The sequence below is a fragment of the Streptomyces sp. NPDC045968 genome (assembly GCF_056430475.1).
The window spans coordinates 296,686-319,943 of record NZ_JBWKLF010000010.1 but is presented as its reverse complement, the minus strand read 5'-3'; the positions used below and the strand labels follow the sequence as shown (position 1 = coordinate 319,943).

The 23,258-nt window shown below is 68.1% G+C and carries 22 protein-coding genes and 5 pseudogenes; 11 read left to right on the top strand and 16 right to left on the bottom strand.

Translation table 11 applies throughout. The annotated features are described in order from the left end of the window. Positions 1 to 160: 160 nt before the first annotated feature. From AC07FA_RS28175 to sigJ, 3 genes and pseudogenes are all read right to left on the bottom strand, one after another. Complete coding sequence (locus AC07FA_RS28175) at positions 161 to 811, bottom strand: YwqG family protein (RefSeq protein WP_479079110.1); 651 nt, start codon at positions 809 to 811, stop codon at positions 161 to 163. A gap of 1,266 nt (positions 812 to 2,077) precedes the next feature. Beyond that, positions 2,078 to 2,729 (bottom strand): annotated as a pseudogene (locus AC07FA_RS28170) (transposase); the annotation flags it as partial. Between the two features lie 144 nt (positions 2,730 to 2,873). Beyond that, positions 2,874 to 3,806: an RNA polymerase sigma factor SigJ gene (gene sigJ, locus AC07FA_RS28165; RefSeq protein ID WP_479079109.1), complete on the bottom strand. Its 933-nt coding sequence runs from the start codon at positions 3,804 to 3,806 to the stop codon at positions 2,874 to 2,876. A gap of 231 nt (positions 3,807 to 4,037) precedes the next feature. Here sigJ and AC07FA_RS28160 point away from each other — a divergent pair, with 231 nt between their 5' ends. Continuing rightward, positions 4,038 to 4,511, top strand: a complete 474-nt coding sequence (locus AC07FA_RS28160; RefSeq protein WP_479079108.1) for a carboxymuconolactone decarboxylase family protein — start codon at positions 4,038 to 4,040, stop codon at positions 4,509 to 4,511. A gap of 67 nt (positions 4,512 to 4,578) precedes the next feature. Then, positions 4,579 to 4,965: a DoxX family protein gene (locus AC07FA_RS28155; protein WP_479079107.1), complete on the top strand. Its 387-nt coding sequence runs from the start codon at positions 4,579 to 4,581 to the stop codon at positions 4,963 to 4,965. A gap of 309 nt (positions 4,966 to 5,274) precedes the next feature. Here the strand turns inward: AC07FA_RS28155 and AC07FA_RS28150 are convergent. From AC07FA_RS28150 to AC07FA_RS28140, 3 genes and pseudogenes are all read right to left on the bottom strand, one after another. Further along, positions 5,275 to 5,400, bottom strand: a pseudogene (locus AC07FA_RS28150) (IS5/IS1182 family transposase); the annotation flags it as partial. 80 nt (positions 5,401 to 5,480) lie between these two features. Continuing rightward, positions 5,481 to 6,041 (bottom strand): SUKH-4 family immunity protein, encoded by a 561-nt coding sequence (locus AC07FA_RS28145; protein WP_479079106.1) that lies wholly within the window; start codon positions 6,039 to 6,041, stop codon positions 5,481 to 5,483. Positions 6,042 to 6,126: 85 nt separating this feature from the next. Continuing rightward, positions 6,127 to 6,531 (bottom strand): low temperature requirement protein A, encoded by a 405-nt coding sequence (locus tag AC07FA_RS28140; protein WP_479079105.1) that lies wholly within the window; start codon positions 6,529 to 6,531, stop codon positions 6,127 to 6,129. Between the two features lie 380 nt (positions 6,532 to 6,911). Between AC07FA_RS28140 and AC07FA_RS28135 the strand changes: the two genes are divergently transcribed. Next, positions 6,912 to 7,043, top strand: a complete 132-nt coding sequence (locus AC07FA_RS28135) for a hypothetical protein (RefSeq protein WP_479079104.1) — start codon at positions 6,912 to 6,914, stop codon at positions 7,041 to 7,043. A 426-nt stretch (positions 7,044 to 7,469) separates the two neighbouring features. Here AC07FA_RS28135 and AC07FA_RS28130 read toward each other — a convergent pair whose 3' ends face one another. Continuing rightward, entirely contained in the window at positions 7,470 to 8,081 is a 612-nt protein-coding gene (locus tag AC07FA_RS28130) for a hypothetical protein (RefSeq protein ID WP_479079103.1), read from the bottom strand. Positions 8,082 to 8,410: 329 nt separating this feature from the next. Between AC07FA_RS28130 and AC07FA_RS28125 the strand changes: the two genes are divergently transcribed. After that, positions 8,411 to 8,578, top strand: coding sequence for a hypothetical protein (locus AC07FA_RS28125; RefSeq protein ID WP_479079102.1), 168 nt, complete (start codon positions 8,411 to 8,413; stop codon positions 8,576 to 8,578). A 113-nt stretch (positions 8,579 to 8,691) separates the two neighbouring features. On the opposite strand, the pseudogene AC07FA_RS28120 reads toward AC07FA_RS28125, so the two are convergent. The 3 genes and pseudogenes from AC07FA_RS28120 to AC07FA_RS28110 form a co-directional block, all read right to left on the bottom strand. Beyond that, positions 8,692 to 8,879 (bottom strand): annotated as a pseudogene (locus tag AC07FA_RS28120) (HNH endonuclease); the annotation flags it as partial. Positions 8,880 to 9,024: 145 nt separating this feature from the next. Further along, positions 9,025 to 9,273, bottom strand: a complete 249-nt coding sequence (locus AC07FA_RS28115) for a hypothetical protein (protein ID WP_479079101.1) — start codon at positions 9,271 to 9,273, stop codon at positions 9,025 to 9,027. Positions 9,274 to 9,456: 183 nt separating this feature from the next. After that, positions 9,457 to 10,092, bottom strand: coding sequence for a hypothetical protein (locus AC07FA_RS28110; protein ID WP_479079100.1), 636 nt, complete (start codon positions 10,090 to 10,092; stop codon positions 9,457 to 9,459). Positions 10,093 to 10,794: 702 nt separating this feature from the next. On the opposite strand from AC07FA_RS28110, the gene AC07FA_RS28105 reads away from it, so the two are divergent. Then, positions 10,795 to 11,199: a hypothetical protein gene (locus AC07FA_RS28105; protein ID WP_479079099.1), complete on the top strand. Its 405-nt coding sequence runs from the start codon at positions 10,795 to 10,797 to the stop codon at positions 11,197 to 11,199. Positions 11,200 to 11,262: 63 nt separating this feature from the next. After that, positions 11,263 to 11,736, top strand: coding sequence for a hypothetical protein (locus AC07FA_RS28100; RefSeq protein ID WP_479079098.1), 474 nt, complete (start codon positions 11,263 to 11,265; stop codon positions 11,734 to 11,736). A gap of 239 nt (positions 11,737 to 11,975) precedes the next feature. On the opposite strand, the gene AC07FA_RS28095 is transcribed toward AC07FA_RS28100, so the two are convergent. From AC07FA_RS28095 to AC07FA_RS28075, 5 genes and pseudogenes are all read right to left on the bottom strand, one after another. Continuing rightward, positions 11,976 to 13,433: a phosphodiester glycosidase family protein gene (locus AC07FA_RS28095; protein WP_479079097.1), complete on the bottom strand. Its 1,458-nt coding sequence runs from the start codon at positions 13,431 to 13,433 to the stop codon at positions 11,976 to 11,978. Between the two features lie 2 nt (positions 13,434 to 13,435). After that, positions 13,436 to 14,191 carry a peptidase inhibitor family I36 protein gene (locus AC07FA_RS28090; protein WP_479079153.1) on the bottom strand — a complete coding sequence of 252 codons (756 nt, stop codon included), beginning with the start codon at positions 14,189 to 14,191 and terminating at the stop codon, positions 13,436 to 13,438. A gap of 75 nt (positions 14,192 to 14,266) precedes the next feature. Continuing rightward, on the bottom strand, positions 14,267 to 14,425 hold the full coding sequence (locus tag AC07FA_RS28085) for a DUF397 domain-containing protein (RefSeq protein WP_479079096.1): 159 nt from the start codon (positions 14,423 to 14,425) through the stop codon (positions 14,267 to 14,269). Positions 14,426 to 14,561: 136 nt separating this feature from the next. Next, positions 14,562 to 14,906, bottom strand: coding sequence for a transposase (locus tag AC07FA_RS28080; protein WP_479079095.1), 345 nt, complete (start codon positions 14,904 to 14,906; stop codon positions 14,562 to 14,564). 8 nt (positions 14,907 to 14,914) lie between these two features. Continuing rightward, positions 14,915 to 15,112 (bottom strand): annotated as a pseudogene (locus AC07FA_RS28075) (IS630 family transposase); the annotation flags it as partial. Positions 15,113 to 15,299: 187 nt separating this feature from the next. Between AC07FA_RS28075 and AC07FA_RS28070 the strand changes: the two are divergent. Both AC07FA_RS28070 and AC07FA_RS28065 read left to right on the top strand, forming a co-directional pair. Further along, positions 15,300 to 15,484, top strand: a pseudogene (locus AC07FA_RS28070) (NF041680 family putative transposase); the annotation flags it as partial. 445 nt (positions 15,485 to 15,929) lie between these two features. Next, positions 15,930 to 16,910, top strand: coding sequence for a GNAT family N-acetyltransferase (locus AC07FA_RS28065; RefSeq protein ID WP_479079094.1), 981 nt, complete (start codon positions 15,930 to 15,932; stop codon positions 16,908 to 16,910). A gap of 266 nt (positions 16,911 to 17,176) precedes the next feature. On the opposite strand, the gene AC07FA_RS28060 is transcribed toward AC07FA_RS28065, so the two are convergent. Next, complete coding sequence (locus AC07FA_RS28060; protein WP_479079093.1) at positions 17,177 to 18,169, bottom strand: LacI family DNA-binding transcriptional regulator; 993 nt, start codon at positions 18,167 to 18,169, stop codon at positions 17,177 to 17,179. Positions 18,170 to 18,494: 325 nt separating this feature from the next. On the opposite strand from AC07FA_RS28060, the gene AC07FA_RS28055 reads away from it, so the two are divergent. The 3 genes from AC07FA_RS28055 (at position 18,495) to AC07FA_RS28045 (ending at position 22,434) form a co-directional block, all read left to right on the top strand. Then, complete coding sequence (locus AC07FA_RS28055; protein WP_479079092.1) at positions 18,495 to 20,219, top strand: discoidin domain-containing protein; 1,725 nt, start codon at positions 18,495 to 18,497, stop codon at positions 20,217 to 20,219. A gap of 173 nt (positions 20,220 to 20,392) precedes the next feature. Further along, the gene (locus AC07FA_RS28050) at positions 20,393 to 21,763 is read left to right on the top strand and encodes a DUF1996 domain-containing protein (RefSeq protein WP_479079091.1); all 1,371 of its coding nucleotides are present in this window, start codon (positions 20,393 to 20,395) and stop codon (positions 21,761 to 21,763) included. 20 nt (positions 21,764 to 21,783) lie between these two features. Next, on the top strand, positions 21,784 to 22,434 hold the full coding sequence (locus AC07FA_RS28045; RefSeq protein ID WP_479079152.1) for a DUF305 domain-containing protein: 651 nt from the start codon (positions 21,784 to 21,786) through the stop codon (positions 22,432 to 22,434). The last annotated feature ends 824 nt before the right edge of the window (positions 22,435 to 23,258 follow it).

Here is a 23,258-nt window from a genome sequence, read left to right as displayed (position 1 = left end):
GTCTCGGCCTCCGTCACGTGCTACTGGGAACCGATGAATCTTCCTGGATCAGGGATTGCACCGAACACTCACGGACACCCCGGAGGAGACTGTGGCGGAGGAGGAGAGCGGGGGGGCGGGCCGTCCGCGTAGGCGGCGGGGCCTGCCGCCACAGACTCGCTCAGCCCGTGAGGAAGGCGCCCTCGGAGCAGGGGCGGCAGACGAAGACGTAGCCCAACTGGCCGCCGAGGTTCATCGCGGTCTGCCGGTCGATCCCCTCCTCCAAGTGCGCCGCGAATTCCGTCGTGCCGGAGCAGGAGGGGCACCCGGGCAACCGGTCGTCGTCCAGGTAGGAGGGGCTGCCGCCGAGCGATCCGAGCACCTCGCGTTGCTTCCCGAACCGCTCGTCGGGCTCCCGCTTCCACCCTGAACGGGCGAGGTCGTATGTGTCGCGAGGGAGATCGTCGCTGTCATCCTCCTCGGGATCGAGCGTCACGACCCGGGTCGTGATCGCCGACACTGCGGGCAGCAGCGTCACGCCCTTCTCGGGTACGGCCACCGGTACCAGTCCTGCGGGCGGGAAAAGCAGGACCCGATTCGCCCCGGAGGTCGCGTCCCACAGCTCACAGGCGCCCGGATCGTTCTGGCACACGAACACCGACAGGACGCCGTACTCGACCGGCAGATGCGCGAAGAACTGCATCGGCCCTCCGCAGTGGTCGCCGCATACCGGCCAGGTGAACCCCTCGGGGGCCAGCGGCACACCCCCGGTACGTGGCACATCTGCATCGGGCGCGGCCGTGCCGTCGTAGATCATCAAAGTTGCCTGCATGGAGGAAGGCTACGGGGCAGTCGGCAGCTCAGGATCCAGCATGCACAGTGCGCCGTCGCGGATCATCCCGATGTGCCCCGAGGAGGGAGCACGACACGAGATCGGCGACGCTGGCGGCGGTAAACGGGTCAAGGTCGTGCGGACAGCGGTCAGGCTACAGTCCGGGTCGGACAGGGCTCCGACGGCTGGGGCAGCCCGCGTGACACGGACGTCACAGTGCCGTTGGACTGCACACCCCCGAACCGGGCTCGTCATCCTCGATCAGGAATCCGGGTGGTGGCGGCGGAGGCAACCGCGGTGCCTGCTCCAGAAGGCGGCGGAGGTGCGGTGGCACCGGAGCTTTGACAATCGGGCTTGCCGGACCACGCTCCGGGAAACAGGCCGTCATACCGCTGCTGACGTGTACCAACCCTATCTCCGGTGTGCCCCCCATGGGGGGCGCGTGTTCATACTCAGTCTCTTGTCCACAGTTGACGCAACGCATGTCTCACCCCTGCTCCTTGGGCTCGCGCAGCCCCACTACTTGGTCGTCGACGTTCCCCGGGCGGTTCCACGGGCGGCGTCGCCGCCACCGGTGGACTGCACGCTGATGCCCCCGGTGGCGGTCTCCTCTCAGGGTTCAGCCCTCGTCGACGTACTCCCAGAAGACCGGCGAGTTCGGTCATCGGACACAGCGGAGACCGCCGCCGGCATATGGGAAACCTGCATCTCGGAAGTGCCTTGCTGATCCAGCGTGCTGGAAGCCTGAAGAACTCCCATCATCGCAGGTCACGAGGCACTTCCTCGTTTCTAGAAGAGTAATCCACAGACGTCGGATCGGTGGATCAAGGCTAAGGGCTGTCCCGTAAAGGGTCGGTGGCACGAGAGCCGCCGCCAAGGCCCCGGCGCAGCTGGGTGGATGGCGTGTAGAGGTTCATGCATGAAGCAACGGGCCTTGGGGGGACACGTGGGACGCAGCTGGCTACCTGTGGAGAATGCGGGCGCCAACGATCTCTGACTCTTCGTCGAACCGTACGGTGAGGACTACTGGCTGAAGCCCGGGGAGGTCTTCGCGGTCGCTCCGGAGGCCGCGGGGGTCGATGTCTGCTTCTCTATCGCTGTCTGCCAGGAGGGCATCACGGTGTGGCTCTATGAGGACGGTGACCCGACCAAGGTTGTCCTGGAGTACACAGTGACTGACGCTGACGGTAAGCGGCTGGAGTGCGGACACCAGAGGCCCCCGAAGCCGGCGGGCTCCGGCGCGACCGAGCCGGGCTGAGCCCTTGCTCACCGGGTCAGTGCAAGATTGTGCAGCTGGGCAATGCCCAACATGGCGTGGTGGACGCCGTCGCCTTTCAGGCGGCAGTCGCGGAGGATCTTCCAGGTCTTCATGCGGGCGAAGGTGTGCTCGACTCGGGCGCGGACTTTTCCGGTGGGAGGTGTTGTGGGCTTCCTTCCAGGCCGGCAGCTCGCTCTGGCCGGGTTCTCGGCGGTGCGGGATGATGAGACCGGTGCCGCGGTAGCCGCCGTCGGCGATCACGGTGGTGTTGCCGACCGAGCTCTTGGCTCCGGACAGTTCCCACGCCTCGCAGCCGTTGCGGTTTCCGGGCACGGGCCGTCCGACGGAGACGACAAGGCGTGAGTCGGCATCGATGACGACCTGGTGGCTGGTGGAATAGCGGTAGTTCTTGGACTGCTCCGCCACACTGTGGTCCCGTGTCGGCACCAGGGTGCCGTCCACGATCAGCACCGTGTCTCTACGGAAACGGCTCCGCAGCCGCAGCGCGATCAGGGGCCCGAGCTGGCTCACGAACCGGCCCGCGGCCGACTTCGAGATCCCGAACAGGGGAGCCAGCTGCCGCAAGGTCAGGTTCGTTCGCCAGTAAGCGGCAACCAGCAACACCCGGTCCTCCAGCGGCAGACTCCACGGGCGGCCCCTGTGGCTACGTAGGTCACAACCGCGAACGTTTGTTGTGGGTTTCCAAGAGCGCTTCCTGCCCGCAGCCGTGTGCAATGTCTGTCAGAAGTAGTAGCGCCAGATCGAGCCGCAAGATACAGAGTGGCGGTACCGCGGGCCGGTGGACTATTCCTCCGAGAGCCGTGCCATGTCGGACACCGGTCCGAGGTGGCCGAGCTTGTCCGGGTTGGACACGGAGTGGATCGCCCGAATCACACCGTCGACGATGTCGAGCTCGACCACGTTGACCACCCGGCCCTCGGGGTCGTACGTCACGGCCCCCGGGCGGCTGTTGACCCAGGCCGGACGGAGATCGGCCCCGAGGCTCCGGATCCGGCGGAACCCACCGACGAGCAACTGCCCGACGCGCTGCGGCTCAGCCACCGGATTCCTGGTCGCCCGCGCCTTACCGCCGCCGTCACCGTAGTACACGACATCGGGCGCGAGCATGCCGAGCAGCGCGTCCAGGTCGCCGCCCTCGGCCGCCTCGAAGAATTTGCGGGCGAGCTCGTCGCCCTCGGCCCGCTGGGCGGGGGGCGGCACGCTGTCCGCGTCCGGCCCAGCCGCGGCGATGCGCTTCTTGGCGCGGGCGAAGATCTGGCGGCAGTTCGCCTCGGACTTCCCGGCGGTCCGCGCCACGTCCGGGTAGTCGTACCCGAACACCTCGCGCAGCATAAACACCGCCCGCTCCACCGGGGAGAGAGCCTCCAGCAGTACAAGGAAGGCCATGGACAGCGAGTCGGCCAGCTCGGCGTGCTCGACCGGTCCCGGTCGGTCGTTGGTCACGACGACCGGTTCAGGGAGCCAGTTCCCCACGTAGGTCTCCCTCCGTACTCGTGCCGAGCTCAGGTGGTTGATCCCCAACCGCGTCACAGCCGTGGTCAGGTACGCCTTTGGTGCGGAGATCGCGGTGCCCGCCCGCTGCGCCCGGGTCAGGCCGAGGAAGGCGTCCTGGACGAGGTCCTCGGCATCGCCCACCGACCCGGTCATCCCATAGGCGATGGAGAACATCAGCGGTCGATAGCCGACCTCGTCCGTCAGATCCGTTGCTCCCGACACGAGACCCCTCCCCCAACTCGCGGACGGCGGTGCTCAGTCCAAGCGCGCCGCCCCGCCTGCTCATTCCAAGATCCACAGGACGTCCAGAGGGTATCCGAGGGATTTCGGTCGGCCGTCGGCGGACCGTCACCGCACGACGGGGAGACGCACGTCACATCAGCTCCTGTCACAGGCTGCGGGGGTGCCCTGTCTTAGAGGGCGACAGCGAACAGCAGGAACAAGGAGTGCACGATGAACGCTCGACTGAACTTCATGACCAGCCCCGTCGCCGCCAAGGCCATGAAGCACATCGTCGCCGCAAGCAGGGCGCTCGCGGAGTCGACCGTCCCGGCCTCCACCCGGGAACTGGTGATGCTCCGCGCCAGCCAGATCAACAGCTGCGCCGGATGCATCGACATGCACACCAAGGACGCCGCGCACGCCGGGGAGAGCGCGGTGCGTCTCAACCTGGTCGTGGCCTGGCGCGAGGCCACGGTGTTCACCGACGCCGAACGCGCCGCCCTGGAGCTGACTGAAGAGGGCACCCGCATCGCCGACGCGGCCGGCGGGGTCTCGGACGCGGTCTGGGCGAACGCGGCCAAGTACTTCGACGAGGACCAGCTCGCCGACCTGGTGGCCCAGATCGCCATCATCAACGCCTTCAACCGCGGAAACGTCATGATCCAGCAGCCCGCAGGCGACTACCAGCCCGGCCAGCACGGCTGACCAACCGCACGCCACGCGATTGCCCGACCCCGGCACCCCGAGCCGCCACCATGCAAGGAGACTTCCCATGAACCTCGCCCTGTGGATCACCACCGGACTGCTCGCCGCCGCCTACCTGCTCGGCGGCGCTTTCAAGGTGATCACGCCGAAGGAGAAAATCGCCGCCAGCGGCCCCAGCGCCCGCTGGGCCGAGGACTTCAGCGCCGGCGCCATCAAAACCATCGGAGCCCTGGAGGTGCTGGCCGCGGTGGGCCTGGTCCTGCCCGCCGTGCTCGGCACCGCGCCACTTCTGGTCCCGCTGGCGGCCCTCGGCCTGGCGCTGATGATGACCGGCGCGGCGATCACCCGCATACGGCGTCACGAGACCACCTTCATGGCGGTGGACCTGGTCTACCTCGTCCTGGCCGCCTTCGTGGTGTGGGGCCGCTTCGGCCCCGAGTCCTTCACGGGCTGACCGGGCATTGTCCGGCTACACACGCTGCGTCAGCCAGTGCGCGCAGCGGGGCCGATCGGAATCCAGGACAGCACGGCGAAATGCAGCTCAGGAAGCTTGTGTGAGCGTTCAGGCCAGGCGCCTGCGCTCCACGACCGTGATCAAATGTATAGGCCCAAGGGTTCTACCGCTGATTCTCAAGGCCGGCACACGCGATGGCCACACGCAAGCACCGACGCGCTTCCGGAACTCAGCAACACGCTTCCCGCCATCAGCAGACCGTTCTCGGCGTTGACTGACAAACGTTGCTGACTCTCGGCGACAAAGCCAGCCCCTGCGAACGAGGGGCGGGCCTACGCGCCGCAGCATGGTGATCAGTTTCCCGAACTGTTTCGGGCTCAGCCCGGAGTACGGCGCTATCCATGACGGCTCCGACGCCGTGATCACAGCCCCCACATGAAGATCATCTCAGCCATTGGCCTGGCATCCCTGCACGGTCCAGACCTACGGGCCCTCCCTGGACCTGCCGGCCGAGGTCAGTAGAGCCAGCGGTCCAGGAGCCCTGGCCATAGAAACCCCTCGTAGCCGCTGAAGGCCGCCGGGTCGATCTCCCTCAGCTTCTCGGCCAGCTGGTTCAGCTCGGCGAAAGCCCGCTCTTCCTCCTCCTCAGAGAAGTACTCCTCGGAACCGTCAGGCTCGCTGAGAAGCTCAGAGGCTGTGACGCGGCTGCCGTAGTGATGAAGGACGTCGAGCCACACGCCGACACCCGAGTTGGCGATCCATGCCTCCCCGTCCGGCATCACGAAGTAGACCGCCCCGGTCTCCGGCTCGACGCCGAACGATGACCGCTCGGCCGGCTCATCAGGGTCCGCCTGCTCGGTGAGACGGTAGAGCGGGCCCCGGGACGTGAGCAGGGTCGGCTCAGCCTCGCTCCGCATCACGACTCGTTCGATGAGGCGCGGAGCTACCGGGATGCCCACCTCGACAAGCTGCGCCTTCGCGGAGTCCGGTATCCGCCAGTCGGCCACCACGTCCCATCCGGCTCGCGTGACATGCCCCAGACCGGCCCACTCGGTCACCTGGTCGTACGTCGCCATCGAACGGTTCTCTTCCGTCGGCTGTGCTCCTGACCCTATCGAGCCGGCCTCAGGTCGGAGCATGGCCGCATTTGCGGGACTGCCCTTATTGCGCACCCAGTTCTTGCAGCATCTTCTGCTGATGGCGGTGTCCGACCGTCTCGTAGCCGATCACGGTGACGAACGGCGCGAGCATGACTACCAGCAGGCGTACCGCGATGTCCACGCCGGCGGCGGCCAGGAGAACCGCAGTGAGCAGCACGGCGATGGTGAGGGCGACCAGAAGGATGTGGAAGCGGTCGGCTGTGGACAGCAGCAGGGTATGCAGGAGATAGATCATCAGCATGCAGAGGCCGACCGGGAGCGCGAGGGCGAGGACGACGGCGGTGCCGGAGATCTGGGCGTGATGCTCCATGTACAGGCCCGCGACGTGGAGCTTGGCGCCGGCTGCGGCGACGCCGATGAACAGGGGGATGTGGCCATAGCCGAAGAGGTATCCGCGCGTTCCCACAGTGGCGGCAGGAACGGGTGACTCGGGTGCGCTGCGCGAGCCCCGAGCAGGTCTTCGAGCAGAACCGCCCCTGGAGCGACCCGGAGGGGCTGGTGGCGGTTTTGGGTACGAACTCGATCCCGCACTGCGCGCACGCACACTTCTGCCTTGCGGTCGCGGCGAGGTGGCAGTGCCGGGAGCAGTACGGGCGACGGCCTGCGTCGGCGTCCTTACCCCGGAGACGGAACGCAGCTCTGCACCGGGCGCACTCGTGTGTGGTCCAAGGGGTGTCCTGCGTCTGCTTCGCGCGGAAGCAGGTCATGGAGCAGTACTGCCGGCCAGATTGGGAGGGGGCGACGGAGAAGTCTTGGCCGCAGCGGGCGCAGGTGAGCATCACGGGCATGGCCGGAGCTTCGCAGCCCGTACTGACAACGCTCTCCCCCGCCCGAGAGGGCCCCCGCTGGCCCTCCAACTGGGAGGTCGCCGACACCGGCCGCCCCTTCTACCAGGTCATCGACCTCCAGTACAGCTAACCGCACCCCCACGCGCGACCGCGTGCCGGCCTGCCGGTCAGCGGTCACCAGGACCGGTTGGACGAGGCCCTGGACGCTTGCCGGGTGCCCGTGCCGTTCCGCTGTCCAGCTGTCATTCCGCGGCCGATGCCATCGGGCCTCCTCAATAGGGGCGCAGCGCAGCAGCGAAGGCGCGTTGCTTCGAAACTTCGCTGACGACTGGCCGGCGGCCCGCAGGGGACCGCTGTCGGGGTGAGTCCACACGCAGGCGGCGACCCTGACTCCAATCGGCGTCAAACCGTTCGACGGAATATCGAACGAGGCATCAGCGACCGGCCACGGCGGACCGGCTGCCGCTCCGCCGGCGAGGTGAGGAAGCCGTGTCCAGGCCTGGTTCCGCCCCCGCACCTCGTGAGGGGTACGGGGGCGGGGACGGGGGTTTACCCGTCAGCAGGGCAGTGTGGTCTTGCCCGCGGCGCCGGTGGCGCCGGTGACGCCATTGGCGGTGGACGTGGCGTTGGTGCCGTTGCCTCCGGCCTTGCCCGGGCACACCGGGCTGGCGGCGCCGCCGACGCCGCCCTTGCCGCCCGTGTGGTCACCACCGGCCAAAGCGGCACCGCCGTTGCCGCCCTGACCGCCAGGGATGAGGGCCCCGGCGTCGCCCACGCCGCCCACACCGCCCTCGCCGCCGGTGCCATGGGTGGCGGCCTGGCCGCCGGTGCCGCCCTTACCGCCGTTGCCGTTCGCACCGCCGGCACCGCCGGTACCGCCCTTGCCGCCGAAGCTCACGGCGCCGTCGGCGTTGCCGCCGTTACCGCCGTTTCCGCCGTTGCCGTTGGCGCCGGCAGCGCCACCGGTGCCGCCCAGGCCGCCAACGCCGCCATTGGTCCCGACACCCTTGACTCCGTTGACGCCGGGGAAGCCGAGGATGCCCAGACTGCTCGCGCGCGCGTCGGCACGAGAGGTTGCGGAAGCCACAGTGGGGGCGCTGAGGCTGATGACGGCGATCGCGGCGACCAGAAGGGTCCGGGAAACTGCGGGAGTGCGCGTGAAGCGCATGGGGAGACCTCTCGATTCGTGCGACCGGAGATGCTCCCCGGCCGACACATCAGCAACGTAGGCCGCAACAGACCACGGCGTACTCCCCGGAAAGATCCAATGGCCATAAATGAACCATTTGCCCGAAGTTTGGCTTTAAGTGCGTTCGTTTATGGTTCATATCCCTGGAACTCGGCCAACGTGCCCTCACCCCTCCGGCGAGGATGAAGAAGCAGAACACCTCTCCCTTTCAGGGAAGAGGTGTCAGCACGCGCCGCCCGGTTGCACTCCTGACCTGACCAGGCCGGATGCGGCGCAATGGCCACCTGCTGAACATCGTGGGGTCGGTGATGACCGCGGACGAACTCGCCGCCGCAGGCGTGGAGTACACGTCGGCGGTGGCGGAGGGCGAGGCGTCGCTGCTGCATCTGGTCCGTAGCCCCGATCCCTCACATATGTCGGTGCGCAGGCTCTCCGCCACGCCTCCGGACGGCCGGCGTTGTCGAGTTGCCGAATGAATAGCGGGAGCATCACATGCTGATGGCAGCCGTGATCCGGGACGTCGCTGAGCTGGAAGTGCCGGCTCGGACGGTTCGTGGCGCGCCGACGTCACTGGTCCTTACGGGCCCGGCTACGGGGCGGGAGCGTAGGAGACGATGCTGTCCTCACATGGCCCTTCGGCGAATACTTCCAGCGCCTCGAGTTCTGGAGCGTCCGCGGTCAGCTGCCAGCGCAGCTTGGTGGACACCCACTCCCCCAGTACCGGCCCTGTGCATCCGGGGCTGGCGGGAGCCAATCGGCGGGGTCCTGGTCGGACGTCGGGGCGATTAAGACGACCGCTGCGGCGGAAAGCCCGCTGTGCGCGGCCCGGGGACCGGGGGTACGCCGTCGTGATGTCGAAGCCCGCAGAGCGTTCCTGGTGACCAAGCTGATCGGGCTGGCCTAGCAACGCTGGCAGCCAAGCTCAGTGCCTTCCGGACAGGGCTTGATCGATACGTCGTTGGATGCCTTCCGCGATCTTTCGATACTCGGGAGCGCACGAGTTGAGCTGGAGCGACGGGTAATTGAAGGTCTGGAAGCGCAGCTCGATCAGACCAGTGCGGATTTCGTCGTCCAAGCGGAGGCAGGTCTCTCTCTGTTCGGCGTAGATCGCGTCGAGGTGACGGGCGGGGGCGACTGGCAAGCCGAACTCGGGGTCAGTGAGTGCAGCCACTAGTGGTTCCCTGCGGTACGGGATGCCACTCCGGTGGATGATGTCGATGCACCAGCGCACGGGGCCCAGGCCTTCGTACCCGTTGATACCGAGTCCTCTGTACCCGGTGACCGCGTCAGCTGGAGTGATCGTTTGGAAGATGCCCAGGCGCCGCAGCAGCCCGCTGCTGCACCAGGCCCCGGCTCACCAGTACTGGGCCCAGCTTCCTGTATTCCACCGCTGCTCGAATGCAAGCTCTTCGTCTGACCACTCCTGCGGCCCGCGCCACAGCGGACGCCATCCCATGTCAGTCAGGTGCGCCAGAGCGGAGAGTTCGTGCCGCTTCCAGACGGTTGACGGCACGCCCGTCAGCCAGGCCGAAGTCCGGCGGCCCGCGACATGAATCTCGATGCCGCGTTGGGTGTACTGCCGGATCCGGAGCCCTGGCATGCCATGGACTTCGCCGTCAGGTTCGTACGACGGCAGGATCCGGCTCAGCAGCCGGCCTGCACGCTGGTCGCTTTCCACCATCAGCTCGATGGTGGTCGGGTGCGGTTGTACCCGTCGGATTCCGAAGGCGGACTCTGTGAAGTCTGTGTGGGACTCGAGTACCTCGTGGAAGAGGTCGGCTTCGAAATGACGCTGCTCATCGCGTTCTGCGGGCGGGATGGGCGGCTGGTCAGGTCGCAGGGAGGAGCGCGCCTGGGTGTAGGTCTCGTTCGTGTAGAGGCAGCGGCGTTCCGCGCGCTTGCTGGTCCGGTCACGACGCATGAGGAGATCCTGTTTCCCCGTACCGTCGGCCCTGCGGTACGGCGAGACGAAGCCGCTACCGGAAGTCATGCGCGTGCGTGTTCTGCCGTGGTGTGAAGCCGACCTACTTTGCCCCCTCCTGGGACGCTCGTAGGGGCCGAGAGCAGTCCAGGGGACCCGGCCCAACCACGGCCGTTGGACGAAGCATAGCCAGCGATCACCGTCTTGGGTGCAGCCGTCACCTGTTCGTGGGCGTGCCCTGCTCGCGGCAAGGCGCCACCATCGCAGTCCCGTGGGACAGCGCTCGCCGCCGCCCCGGGGGAGCGGTCAGCGGGACGCGATGTAGTCGAGCCAGTCGCGTCTCGCGTATCCGCTACAGCGGGTGGCGGGGCCAGAGTCCGGTCCCACAGCCACGCGCGGGTGGGGTGATTGCAGGCGTGCGCGGGCCGATAGGCACAACGGCGGCAGCGCAGGACTGCAACGAGGTCGTGACCGCCGGGGCGCAGGCCCAGGGCGCGCAGTTGACGGCGGGTGACGAGGTGCGGTGGGCAGGCGCCGCGGTCCAGCTCAGAAACCGGCGGGTTCGCAGAATCTGGTGGTAGCCGTGGCAGGAACTCGCTGGTGGGTTGTGGGTTCTGTAGTGAGAGGCGCTCGGGTTCGTGCCCGACGCGTCAGGCAAGATGAGGGCTCCAATCGGTTGGGGAGGGGCCTGGGGTGGGTTACGTACTGCAAGCGGTAATCGCAGGGGACGAGCTGCTGAGTGGCGCGGCACGGGACGTTCCGGGAGCCCGAGTGGCGCCCCTTCGGCAGGGCCTGTCGCTGATGCCGATGACGGATGAGGTCTTCGACGGCGTCACGGACGGCAGCGCCGCAGGGGATCTGGGTTTTTGGCGGCTGCCAGGTGGCTTCGAGAGACTGCTCGCCCAGTGGTCGGTCTCAGGGCCGGTTGCCTATGTGGAGGCCGAGTACTTTGGTGGCGTCGGCGAGCAACGAGCCGCCGTCTGGGCTGACGGGGCACTGGTGCTGGGGCCGCTGGATGCGCCAACGAAGAAGCGGTTCTCCCGAACAGTCAGCCCGATCTCCCAGTCCCTGGGGCGGCTGGGCGCGCGAAGGGGCCTGGGTGAGGACGAGTTCGAGGCCGTGGGGCTGGACCGCCACCGTGACAACGAAGGCTGGATCTCGTCCAGCGCCTGCTAGGCCGTCTCCTTCGGATCACCGACCGGCATACTGGGCGTCATCCAACGGTTGGAAGCAGACAGCGTGCAATTCGACATATTTCGCATCGGTGTAAGCCTTGCGACTGCCACCGTGATGGCATTCGCCCCGTCCGCTTGCGGGACAGCCAAACCCGCCCCCACTCCGAAGGCCGTCACTCATGCCGAATTGGTCGGCCGGTGGGACGGGGAGGGGGAATGCGGATCGCCGATCGTCCGGCTACGCGACGACTACACCTTCTCCAGCAAGGACTTTCCGGTCCAGTGGGACGGCCCCGTGCCGGACTCGCAGGTGACACGCCGTTCAAGCGACGGGAAATGGCATGGGGTCAACAACGACCCTGGCCTGACGCCTTATCTGGTGCTTAGTTTCAAGAATCACAACGACCACCAGTTTCTGCCGTTCTATCTGGAGCACGGAAAGCTGTGGATGAACGGGACTGTCCACGCGGACGGCGGGGACCCCTATCCCTACACATGTCACTACAAACGCACTTCCGCCGACCCTGAGGCCTATTGATCAGAAACTCATGGGGTTCTCGTCCAGGACGTAGCGGACGTGCGGGCCGCCGAAATAGCCGCGGACGATGTGCGGTTGGTGCCAGCGTCTGCGGAAGAAGCGACGTGTCTCCGCGACGAGTTCGGCCTGGGACCGGTGATCGGGTACGGGGCGTGGGGGCGCTCGCGCTGGTGTACGCGTGCTCGTACCGGCCCCGCGCCCCTCGGGGGGACGCGGAGCCGGTCCGTACGGTGTGACGGTCAGTTCCCGATGGCCGGCAGTGCGTGTCCGCCCGGTCCGGAGTAGACACTGTCGTAGACCGGGCGTTCCTTGTCCTTCCCGTCGGAAAGGATGTTCTGGACCTCGCCGTCGGCGACGAACGTGGTGGAGCCGCCTCCGTCGAGGTTGAGCGCGTCGACGGCGCCGAGGTCCTCCATGACCTTCGCCAGGTCGTAGATCGGCACGCCGCGTCGCTCCTGGGTCTTGGCGGTGATGGTGACGAGGAGGGTGCGCCCCCAGCCGTCCACACCGATGGCGGTACGGGGGGCCGTATCAGGGCTGCCCGCCGCGGCCACGACCTCACCGTTGACCATCAGCTGGTGCGTGCCGTTGACCACGTCGACGGACGGATACGCCGGGTTGAGAGGGATGTCCTCGTCGTCGGTCGTCTCCTCGTTGAAGCCGATGTCCTTGACGCTCTGCGTGTAGGTGAGCTTCGCCCCCACCTGGGCGTTCTCAGTGAGCCACTTGGCCCCGCCGTCGGCCTGCGTCACACCGATCCCCTGGAGCACCTTGCCGCCCGGAGGGATGTCCATTCCACCCCGGGTCTGGCTCACCTCGGTGACGTAGCCCTCCTTGTCGACGGCGACCTCGACTCCGTCGGCGTCGTCCGCCGCCGCGAAGGGCGTGTGGCCGGGAGCCGGCGTCGTCTGGCCGTAGGCGGAGGTGAAGACGACGATCTCGCTGTAGTCCTCGTAGTAGGGGCCGGTGGTGAGCGCCCGGCCGTTCTGGTCGTAGTAGTAGAGGACCTTGCCGTTGGCGTCCCGCTCGGCGGGAATGGTCCGGTCACCGGTTTCCTGCTGGCAGAACGGGATCCAGCCCGGATAGCGGTTGAGGCCGTCGACAGAGCGCCTGACGTCGTCGGTCGTGCCCGGGGTCTTCTTGTCGGACGTGATCTCGATCGAGGTCGTGATCCTGGTGAAGTGGGGCCGCCCGTGCTGGAGGACGACCGCGTTCTGTCCCTTCATGCAGGACGCCCCCTGGACGACGTCGTCCTGGACGGAGGCCATCATCGGGATCGACCGCTCCTCGTGGACTATGACGCCTTCGGCATCCTCGTCCTTGGCGGCGACGGAGAAGCTGCCGTTGACGCCGACGTACGGTGCGTCGTACCCGGTCGTTCCGACGGTGGCCAGCATCGCGGTGGTCTTCTCCTTCACGCCCACCGCCGCTCCGAACGTGCTGCCCAGCGTGACCGCGCCCATGTCGGGGTCGATGACCGCCACGCGGACGACGAGAGGGGAGGTCGCGCTGGAGTACGTCGTCCGCTCGACCCCCTCCGTGACCGACTGGGGGTGGGCGGTCAGACCGTCCAGCACCGACTTGACCTCGTCGGTCGTGGGGTCGTTCGCGGCGGTCGCCGTGGACTGCGTCAGGGCCAGCGTCGCCAGGACGGCGGTGACGGCCGCGATGCGGCGACGTGTGGTGTTCTTCTGCATGGTCAGCACTTCGATTCCGCGTCGGCGAGCTTGTGGGCGCTGATCTTCCGCTGGTAGGACGGCGGAAGAGTCGTCTCCTGCCCGGGCGGAACGACGTAGGCCGGGATGGTCCAGGTGAGGATGTGCCACGGCCCGTAGCCGGCCCCGTCGTAGAAGCAGGCGAACTTGTGCGACCGGTTCGAGACGGACACGACCTTGTCGTTCCAGGTCGCCGAGTAGGCCTTGTTGCCCGTCACCCCGTCGGGCAGGACATCGGGCTCAAGCGTCCCCGCGGCCACGCCGCGCCCGCTGGGCCCCTGGAAGATGCACAGCCGGGTGGCCTGGCAGCGCTCGAACCCGGTCCGGCAACCCGGCTTGGACTTGGCGAACTTGTGCGAGGCGGGCACCACCACCTGAACCTCTGCGTCGTCCTTGGGCAGGTCACCCCCGAGGTGCCCAGGGCGGACGGACTGCATCCTGACCCCGCCGTAGCTCGCGCTCTCGTACAGGCAGCCCCACGAGCCGGTGTTGTTGCGGAAGGAGACGAAGGTCTTCCCGGCCAGGGCCGTTTCGGCCTGGTAGTCCAGGACGGGACCGTCCTGGAGGGAGAAGGAGACCATCTCGCCGTTGCCACCGGACTCGGTGTACAGACAGAAGGCGTCGGTCGGGCAGTTGTCGTACGCAGCGCGCGCGGTTCCGGCCTGCAACCACACCAGGGATGCGGCCAGCATCAGTACCGCCAGCCCCACTGCGGGCAGACGGCCAAAGTCCTTGATCATATTCACGCCGAGACCATACGTGCACCGGCCCCGCGTCCCTCCGGGGGCGGGGCCGGTACGCACTGCGTGGGCGTCTCAGGCGACGCGGGTCAGGAACTCCGTCCAGGCGGCCGGGGTTACGGAGAACTGGGGGCCGGTGGGGTTCTTGGAGTCACGGACCAGGATGTAGCGGACGTGCGGGCCGCCGAAGTAGCCGCGGACGATGTGCGGCTGACGTTGACGTCTGCGGAACAAGCGGCGGGTCTCGGTGGCGAGTTCGGCCTGGTTCCGGGCCCGGTGCTGTGTGGGCAGGCTGTGCTTGAGGTCCGCGTTGACCAGCTCGTCGGGGTTCAGCTCGGGCGAGTATGGGGGCAGGAAGTGCAGCTCGACGTCATCCGGGGGCGAGCCGGTCCAGGAAGCGGCACATCACCTCGGCGGTGAAGCTCTCGGTGAGGGCCATGAAGTGCATCCGGCCCTTGGTGCTGATCGCGGACGTCGGGTTGACGGAGAACCGGTTCCCGCTCCGCCGCTCCACAGGGGTCTTGCCTTTCTCACCCCAGGTGCGGCCGGGGACCTTCTCGGAACGGACACCGACCTGATCGGCGAAGAGGATCTCACCGCCGCCCTTCCTCGCCTTCGCGCGGATCTCCGGCCAGGTCTCTTCATGCCAGCGCCGGACGTACTGGGGGTCCTGCTCGACGGCCGCTTGTCCGGGCGCTGGAAGGACAGCCGCCACCGCTTCAGGTACTTGCCCACCCCCACCTCGGTCAGCCGTACCCGGCACAGCTTCGCGATCAGCTCGCCCACCAGCCGCCGCGTCCACAGCTGCCCGGAAAGCCCCACGTCACAGGGCCGGTGGTCCAGAAACGCCTGCCGCACCGCGGCCTGCTCGGCCGCCCCGAGCACCTGGTGCACCCCGACCGGCTTGCCGCGAGGACGCATCACCAGCGCCTCCCGCCCGCCGGCCTGCCACTTCGCCCACCAGATGTCGACCGCCTTCAGCGACACCCCGAACACCGCCGCCACGTCCTCACGGTCCGTCCCGCCACCAACGCGGCCCCGCCCGCAACCGCAGGGCCTCCTGCGCCGACGGGTGCCGCTGCCGCGGGCGGCGGACGGCCGGCTGGTCCTCCGCCCGAAGGCCACCTGCCCAGCCGCAGCACCGAAATCGGCGCAGCCCGGTCCAGGACGGCCACCCGGCCGCAAAACAACCAGCCCACCGGACGCTACGACGTGCACACCGTCGGCAAACCCGGCCTCGCAAAGCGACGGACGAGGAAGTCAACGACCCCACGCCCACGCCGCACAGGGTAATGATCAAGCGCAAGTGCGGCCGTGCGTGACCTCAGACCGGCTCGACAGGGTCAGGGCCCCAGCCGACGGAAGAGGATCGCTCGATGGCGACGTACGACCAGCTGATCCAGTGGGGCGGTCTGGGCACGATCTCTGGGGGGGGCGAGCAACGGGAGGGGCGACTGCGCCGAAGCCCCGCTGCTCTGAAGCGGAAAGGCTCAGCTCTCTGCGCGTTAGCCGTCACTCAAAGTATGCGCTTTACGGAAGGCGGCCCTTGCTGGGCCTCGGGACCCGTAGTAGCCGTTGTTCCACCGGTCGGTTTTCGGCCTGCTGATTGCTGCGGTTCCCGGCGGACAGGCAAGGCAGACCAGACGGGTCTTCGGTCCCTTGGTATCGGTGGACCTTTCGCCTCGCCTGCGGCGCACGCCCGTGGTGCGATGAAACAGGGGTCGGAAAGGAGAGGGCGATGATCCCACCGGCAGGGGAGCGCAAGAGTGGCACGGGCCCTGTGTCGGTCCGCCCGCTGGGTGAGGCGGACCTGGATCGGGCCGACGAAATCTTCAGGGTCGCCTTCGGGACGTTCCTCGGGGCTCCCGAGCCGAAGACCTTCTTCGGGACCGCCGACTACGTCCGCACCCGCTGGGCGGCCGATCCACGTGCGGCCTTCGCAGCGACGGTCGAGGGTGAAGTCGCCGGATCGAACTTCGCGGCCAACTGGGGCAGCGTCGGGTACTTCGGCCCTCTGACCGTGCGTCCGGACCTGTGGGACCAGGGCGTCGGCAGGCGCCTCATGGAGCCGGTCATGGACTGCTTCGACACCTGGGAGAACCGCCACCTGGGCCTGTTCACCTTCTCGCACAGTCCCAAGCACCTTGAGCTCTATCGCCGGTACGGTTTCTGGCCCCGATTCCTCACAGCCATCATGAAGAAGCAGGTCGCGAGCAGTGCCGCAGCCCCCGGCCGAGTGCTGTACGGCCAGCTGCCCGCCGCCGAGCAGCCCGAAGCCCTGAGCCTCTGTCGCGCACTGACCGGGGCCGTGTACGAGGGCCTGAGCCTGGAACGCGAGATCGTGACCACGCATGCGCAGAGGCTCGGCGACACCATCCTGCTCCAGGGCGCCGGCTCCGAGCTGGATGGCCTGGCCGTCTGCCACTGCGGAGCCGGGTCGGAGGCCGGCGAGGACGTGTGCTTCGTCAAGTTCGGAGCCGTACGCCCTGGCCCGGAGGCCGCCAACCGGTTCGAACGACTGCTTGGCGCATGCGAGCAGCTGGCCGCCGAGCGCGGGCTGGGGCAACTGGACGCAGGGATGAACCTGGGCCGCCCGGATGCCTATCGTCGAATGATCAACCGCGGTTTCCGCACATGGTTGCAGGGTGTGACCATGCACAGGCCCAACGAACCCGGCTACAGCCACCCCGACGCCTACGTGATCGACGATTGGCGCTGAGACCCCGCCACACTCGGCCCGCGAGGCAGGCCCTGTGCTGCCCGAGCCCGGGTTCGGGCACAGATCTTGGGGAGAGATTCGGCTCCGTTCCCAGTGTCCTGTCCCACCGAAGACCGACAATGACAGCCGGATCGAAGTGTCGGGGCGGCCACTCTCCGCTCCTGACGTCCCGGCAAGAGCAGCCGGGTGTATCAGTAGCTCCGGCGCGAGCGGAGCGCCGTCGGCGCCGGCGCTCCGCTCGCGGGGTGAGGCACGCTGACGGCAAATCAGGTCGACTCGCGCACGACGAGTTCGTTCGGCATGATCACCGGCCCTGTGGGGCCGCCCTCGATCAGGCCGAGGAGCAGGTGGACGGCGGCGGCCGCCTGGTCGGCCATCGGGCTGCGCACCGAGGTGAGCGCGGGACTGGTGTAGGACGCGGCCTCTATGTCGTCGAAGCCGATGACCGCCACGTCTTCGGGGACGCGCCGGCCCGCTTGATGGAGGGTGCGCAGAGCTCCGATCGCCATCAGGTCGTTGGCTGCGAACACCGCATCGAGGTCGGGGTCGTCCTCCAGGAGCTGCCGCATGGCTTCGGCGCCGGAGGCTCTGGTGAAGTCGCCCAGTGCCACGATGGAGCGACGGCCGGTGTCACGCAGCGTCTGGCGGTATCCATCGAGGCGCTCACGCGCCTCGTACAGTTCGAGCGGCCCGGTGATGGTGGCGATCCGGCGCCGACCGAGGTCCAGGAGATGACGTACGGCCAGCGCCGCTCCGCCGGCGTTGTCCAGAGCGACGTACGGGACGTCCTGTGCGGAGGTGCGGTTGAAGGACACGACGGGCAGGCCCTGCCGGGCCAGTGCGGCCGGCAGCGGATCCGTACCGTGCAAGGCGACCAGGAGCACGCCGTCCACATGCCCGCCTGCGATGTACTGCACGACTCTGGTCCGGCTCCGGTCCGATTCCGCGAGCATGAGCACGAGCCGTTTGCCCGCCGTCTCGAGCTCTCTGCTGACGGCGCGGACCACGGCGGAGAAGAGGGGGTCGTCGGAGACGACTCCTTGGGGCGGGTCGGATACCACCACGGCGAGGGTGTCTGTGCGGCGGGTGACGAGATTGCGCGCCGCGCCGTTGGGCACGTAGCCCAATTCGTTCACGGCGCGCATGACGACGTCTCGGATCTGCGGGGCGACCGTCGTCTCGCCGTTGATGACCCGGGAGACGCTCGATTTGGACACGCCCGCTCGGGCGGCCACCACATCGAGAGTGGGGCGCTTCATACCTGTCCGTCCCCTGTGCCGCCGCCCGGGTTCGTGCGCGGGGCGGGTTTTCTCATCAGGCGACCTCCGGCTTTGCGTCATGGCGATGCGAGCAGCGTATCCGCAGGCCGGGGAGACATGAGCGTGCCCGGAAGGCGTCCCCCTCAGTGCCACCCCCGTGGCTGTCGGCGCGCCGCGGAGGCCATGAGAGACCGCTCCCTCCATGCGTCGTGGGTGTTACGTCGCTGTTTTTTCGAGGTGAAAGAGGTCTTGACAGCCATTACCAGTCCCTCCATCCTCCCTTTCAGGGAGCGCTCCCTGACCTCCCCCACTTGAGGAGTCGCCCATGCAAGCGCCGCTGCGTCGCTTCAGCTTATTTTTGGCCCTCGCGGCCGCCCTGCTCGCTTTCATCGCTCTCCCTACCCCTTCCGCGCAGGCGGCGGAGGTGCTGCTCTCTCAGGGAAAGCCCGCCACCTCCTCAAGTACCGAGGGAAACTTCAGCGCTCGTAGCGCCGTCGACGGCGACCCCGGGACGCGCTGGTCCAGCGCCTTCGCCGATTCGCAGTGGATTCAGATCGACCTCGGGGCAAGTGCCGGGATCAGCCGGGTCGTCCTCAACTGGGAAGCCGCGTACGGCACGGCGTTCAGGATCGAGGTATCGAGCGACGCGGAGAGGTGGACCGTCGTCCACCAGACAGCCGCGGGCACGGGCGGCACCCAGAACCTTGCCGTTTCCGGCACCGGCCGCTATGTGCGCATGTACGGGACGCAGCGAGCCACCGCTTACGGCTACTCGCTGTGGGAGTTCCAGGTGTACGGCACTGCTGGTGCCGGCGGCCCTGGAGGTGACGCCGGCCAACTGCTCTCCTACGGCAGGCCGGGCGCGGCTTCCTCTTCCCAGAGTGACCAGAACTGCTGGGAGTGCACGTCGGCCAGGGCTTTCGACCGGGATCCGGCCTCCCGCTGGGCCACAAGCTCCACCACGGGATGGACCGATCCAGGTTGGATCTCCGTCGATCTCGGTGCGACGGCGCAGATCGACAAGGTCGTCCTGCAGTGGGATCCCGCCTACGCCAAGTCCTTCCAGATACAGGTCTCCTCGAATGGAGCCGACTGGACACCGATCTATTCGACGACGTCCGGCACGGGCTTCAAGCAGACGCTGGCCGTCGCCGGCACCGGCCGCTATGTGCGCATGTACGGGACGCAGCGTGCCACCCCTTACGGCTACTCGCTGTGGGAGTTCCAGGTGTATGGCACCGGCGGCGCTCCGATACAGGCTCCGCCGTTGCCGAGTGACCCCGCGAGCCCGCCGCGGCTGGTGTGGAGCGACGATTTCGACGGAGCTGCGGGCGGCAAGCCCGACTCCTCGAAGTGGAGGGCCGATCCGGGCACCGGGCCGAACAACGAGCTGGAGTACTACACCGACCATCGCAACGCCGCGCTGGACGGGGCGGGGCACCTGGTGATGGAAGCACGCAAGGAGGCCACCGCCGGATCGTCGTGCCCGCCCGACCCGCTGAGCGGCAGCACCACCTGTCAGTACACCTCGGCGCGGATGAACACCGGCGCGACGTTCCAGTTCACCTACGGGCGCGTCGAAGCCCGCATCAAGGTGCCCAAGGGCAACGGTCTGTGGCCCGCGTTCTGGATGATGGGCGGCGACTTCCTGACGGGCCGGCCGTGGCCGTACAACGGCGAAATCGACATCATGGAGATCCTCGGCAAGGACGTGAAGACCGCTTACTCGACCGTCCACGCGCCCGCCTACAACGGCGGCGGCGGAATCGGCGCGCCGTACACACTGCCCGGGAACGCCGACTTCTCCGACGACTTCCACACCTGGGCCGCCGACTGGAACAGCAAGGGCATCACCTACAGCCTGGACGGCCGGACCGTTCTGACTCTCGACAAAGAGCAGGTGGAGCAGACACGCGGACCGTGGATCTTCGACCACCCTCACTACCTGATCCTCAACCTGGCGGTTGGAGGTGACTGGCCGGGCCCGACAGACGCCAGCACCCCCTTCCCCGCCAAAATGCTCGTCGACCACGTGCGGGTCTATCAGTGACCCCTGGCCGCCCGGTGACCGCGAAGGTCACGGGCGGCTCCTCCCGCCCCCTGTGGGCGGCGGTCCGAGACACCCGAATCCCCTTGCGGGCAAACGCCACTGTCCGCCCCGCTCTCCCATCGCTGTACTTCGGCGAGCAGACCCGTCACCCCTGATGCCCGTAAGGAAGTGAAATGCGCAGATATCCCGCCCATCTGTACACGCTGTTGGTGAGCACTCTGGCGGTCGTGCTGGCCGCCGCCCTGAGCTTGACCGTATCGACCCAGCAGGCCCGGGCCGCGACGGTCACCGTCCAGGCCGAGTCCTACGCAGCCCAGTCGGGTGTCGCGTCGGAGGCGACCGGGGACATCGGGGGCGGGCAGAACGTCGCGTTCCTCGCCAACGGTGACTGGATGCGCTTCGACAACGTCGACCTCGGCGCGGCCGGCCGGCTGACGGTGTCGGCCCGGATCGCGTCCGCCGTCGGCTCGGGCACGGTGGAATTCCGGACCGGCAGCCTGACCGGACCACTGCTCGCCGTCATACCGGTCTCCCCGACCGGGGGTTGGCAGACCTGGGCGACCCAGGCCACCGACGTCACCACCCATCCCACCGGTTCACAGACGGTGTTCGCCGTGCTGCGCAGCACGGCGGCCGGTGACTTCGTCAACATCAACTGGTTCTCCTTCGTCGGCGCGGGCGACAGCCCGGCGGCCGGATGGGTCCCCATCGACCAGGCCAAGTGGGACGCCCAGTTGGCGCAGTTCCGTGCGATGACACCCGCCGCCGTGCCCGCCGGTATCGTCAGGGTCCCGGAGTTCAACGCCACGTGCTCCTACAGCCATTCCAAGCCGGACGACCCCATCGTCGCGCCGGGCCTGCCCGGTGCGTCCCACATGCACAGCTTCTTCGGCAACAGGAGCACCGACGCGTTCTCCACGACCCAGTCGCTGCTGACCAACACACCCACCAGTTGCACGCCTGCCAACGACCTCTCGGCGTACTGGATCCCGACCCTGTACGAAGGCGACAAGGCCGTCGAAGCCGAGGGCATGATCGTGTACTACGGTTCGCGGCTCGTCGACCCCTCGACGACCGTGCCCTTCCCGCAGGGATTCCGCATGATCGCGGGCAACGCCAAGTCCCAGACGCCCACCCCGGCGGGCTCGCCGGGCCAGTACTGGTGCGCCGGCGAGGGCGGTGAGATCGGCCGCAGCGCCGACGGCAACTGGCCGCGCTGCGCCCCGCAGGCCCATCTCACCCACCAACTCGTCTTCCCCGACTGCTGGGACGGCAAGCACCTCGACAGTCCCGACCACAAGTCGCACGTGGCGACCGCCTTCGACGGCAAGTGCAGCGGCGCCTACCCTGTCGCCATCCCCAACCTCTCCTTCGTCGTCAGCTATCCGACCAGCGGCAGCACCGCGGGCTTCCGGCTGGCCTCGGGCATGGCATCGTCCATCCACGGCGACTTCTTCAACGCCTGGGACAACGCCGGCCTCGGGCACCGCGTGAAGGACTGCATCACCCAGAAGGCCAAGTGCAACTCCGCCGGCACATTCTGACCCTGTGGTCGGCATGCGCCATGGTGGTGGCGTTGCTGGCCGTCGGCTGCAGCTCGCAGCCGACGGCCGGCGCGTCGCCGGGGCCGACCTTCAACGCTACCGACACCGCTTGGATCCTGTTGATGATCCCGATGACCGAGCGCGCACAACTCCTGACCGATCTGGCTCCCTCCCGCACGGCGGACCCGAGGCTGGCCAAGCTGGCGGCGACGACCGGATCGACACTGCGCCGAGACCTCCGCCGACTGCGCGCGGTGCTGCGTCTCTCAGGCGTCCCCGACACCCGCCCCCACGAGGGGCACGACATGCCGGGCATGGTGAGCCTCGGCACCCTCGAAAAGGCGGCAGCCACGAACGGCCAGGCGTTCGACCGGATTCTCACCGACGCGCTGCGCGCCGGCTTCAAGCAGTCCCGGTTGCTCTGCGCCGGCGAGCAGGCCCATGGCCAGGCCGACGAGGCGACGGAACTGGCCGCAGCCATCGCGAGGAGCTCGGCCGAGCAGGCCACCCGGCTGGACAAGCTGCGAGCAGCACAACCTGCGACGACCGGCGACAAGACCACGGTGGCACCCGGGCCGGGCGCGAGCGTGGCCAGGACGTCCATCTCCTCGCGGACCCCCGGGGTGCGGGGCGCCGGGCCTCCTGGTCCGAAGGTCCAGAATCCCGGCTGACGTGGCCCGGGCGGGCCCGGTGTGGATTCGCCTTGCATGCGGCCATCCGCGTGCAGCAGTTCGCGGCCGCTGCGGTGGACGTTCATGTCTGGGGCGTCGAGGCGCAGGTCGAGTAGTCGTGCCATGCACGGTCTACTGATAGGCGGTGCCTTGCCGTGAGGACCGGACAGGGTGTCGGCGGCGGAAGCCGCAGTCGACGTCGACGCCCTGATCCTCTCCATTCCCTTCGCCCGCATTCCGCAGGTCGTACCACTGATCGCCAAGGTGTCGGCTGACACGATTGTCTTCGGCACGTCGAACTGCTTCCCACAGCGGGACAACGGAATCGCGGCGATCGAGGCCGGACAGCCCGAGAGCGTGCGGGCTGCCAAGCAACCGGGCGGCCAATCCTCAGAGCGCGGAACTCGATCGGAGCCGAGCCGTTCGCGCACAGGAACAAGCCGGCGGGAGGTGCGGACCGCATCTTGCTCCCCGTCGCGACCGAACAGCGCGCGCGAGCCTGACCTGGCAATGGCACTCGTTGAGGACACCGGGTTCGACGCCTTTGATGCGGGGCCGCTCACGGAATCGTGGCGGCGGCAGCCCGGCACACCGCCTACTGCACGGATCTCACCCGTCAGGAGATGCCGAACGCGCTGGCGGCGGCCCCAGCCCCGGTCAGGGCCGTGCCGACGTTGCTCGCCCCGGCCGACGTCCCCGCCGGGGGGGCGTTCGACGTGGAGCAGTTGGAGAGGGGGCGAGATACGAGGGCCTCTCATCGAGCACCGCGTCAGCCCGCGCCCTCCCTGCCTGCCCGTCGCGGCCTTCGACGACCGCGGCGGACA

What these genes read in the sequence shown, in the direction of transcription:
- AC07FA_RS28175 (WP_479079110.1), bottom strand. Translation starts at nt 811, where the DNA reads ATGCAGGCAACTTTGATGATCTACGACGGCACGGCCGCGCCCGATGCA.
- AC07FA_RS28160 (WP_479079108.1), top strand. Translation starts at nt 4,038, where the DNA reads ATGAACGCTCGACTGAACTTCATGACCAGCCCCGTCGCCGCCAAGGCC.
- AC07FA_RS28155 (WP_479079107.1), top strand. Translation starts at nt 4,579, where the DNA reads ATGAACCTCGCCCTGTGGATCACCACCGGACTGCTCGCCGCCGCCTAC.
- AC07FA_RS28145 (WP_479079106.1), bottom strand. Translation starts at nt 6,041, where the DNA reads ATGGCGACGTACGACCAGGTGACCGAGTGGGCCGGTCTGGGGCATGTC.
- AC07FA_RS28135 (WP_479079104.1), top strand. Translation starts at nt 6,912, where the DNA reads ATGGCCGGAGCTTCGCAGCCCGTACTGACAACGCTCTCCCCCGCCCGA.
- AC07FA_RS28130 (WP_479079103.1), bottom strand. Translation starts at nt 8,081, where the DNA reads ATGCGCTTCACGCGCACTCCCGCAGTTTCCCGGACCCTTCTGGTCGCC.
- AC07FA_RS28125 (WP_479079102.1), top strand. Translation starts at nt 8,411, where the DNA reads ATGACCGCGGACGAACTCGCCGCCGCAGGCGTGGAGTACACGTCGGCG.
- AC07FA_RS28110 (WP_479079100.1), bottom strand. Translation starts at nt 10,092, where the DNA reads ATGACTTCCGGTAGCGGCTTCGTCTCGCCGTACCGCAGGGCCGACGGT.
- AC07FA_RS28095 (WP_479079097.1), bottom strand. Translation starts at nt 13,433, where the DNA reads ATGCAGAAGAACACCACACGTCGCCGCATCGCGGCCGTCACCGCCGTC.
- AC07FA_RS28090 (WP_479079153.1), bottom strand. Translation starts at nt 14,191, where the DNA reads ATGATCAAGGACTTTGGCCGTCTGCCCGCAGTGGGGCTGGCGGTACTG.
- AC07FA_RS28065 (WP_479079094.1), top strand. Translation starts at nt 15,930, where the DNA reads ATGATCCCACCGGCAGGGGAGCGCAAGAGTGGCACGGGCCCTGTGTCG.
- AC07FA_RS28060 (WP_479079093.1), bottom strand. Translation starts at nt 18,169, where the DNA reads ATGAAGCGCCCCACTCTCGATGTGGTGGCCGCCCGAGCGGGCGTGTCC.
- AC07FA_RS28055 (WP_479079092.1), top strand. Translation starts at nt 18,495, where the DNA reads ATGCAAGCGCCGCTGCGTCGCTTCAGCTTATTTTTGGCCCTCGCGGCC.
- AC07FA_RS28050 (WP_479079091.1), top strand. Translation starts at nt 20,393, where the DNA reads ATGCGCAGATATCCCGCCCATCTGTACACGCTGTTGGTGAGCACTCTG.
- AC07FA_RS28045 (WP_479079152.1), top strand. Translation starts at nt 21,784, where the DNA reads ATGGTGGTGGCGTTGCTGGCCGTCGGCTGCAGCTCGCAGCCGACGGCC.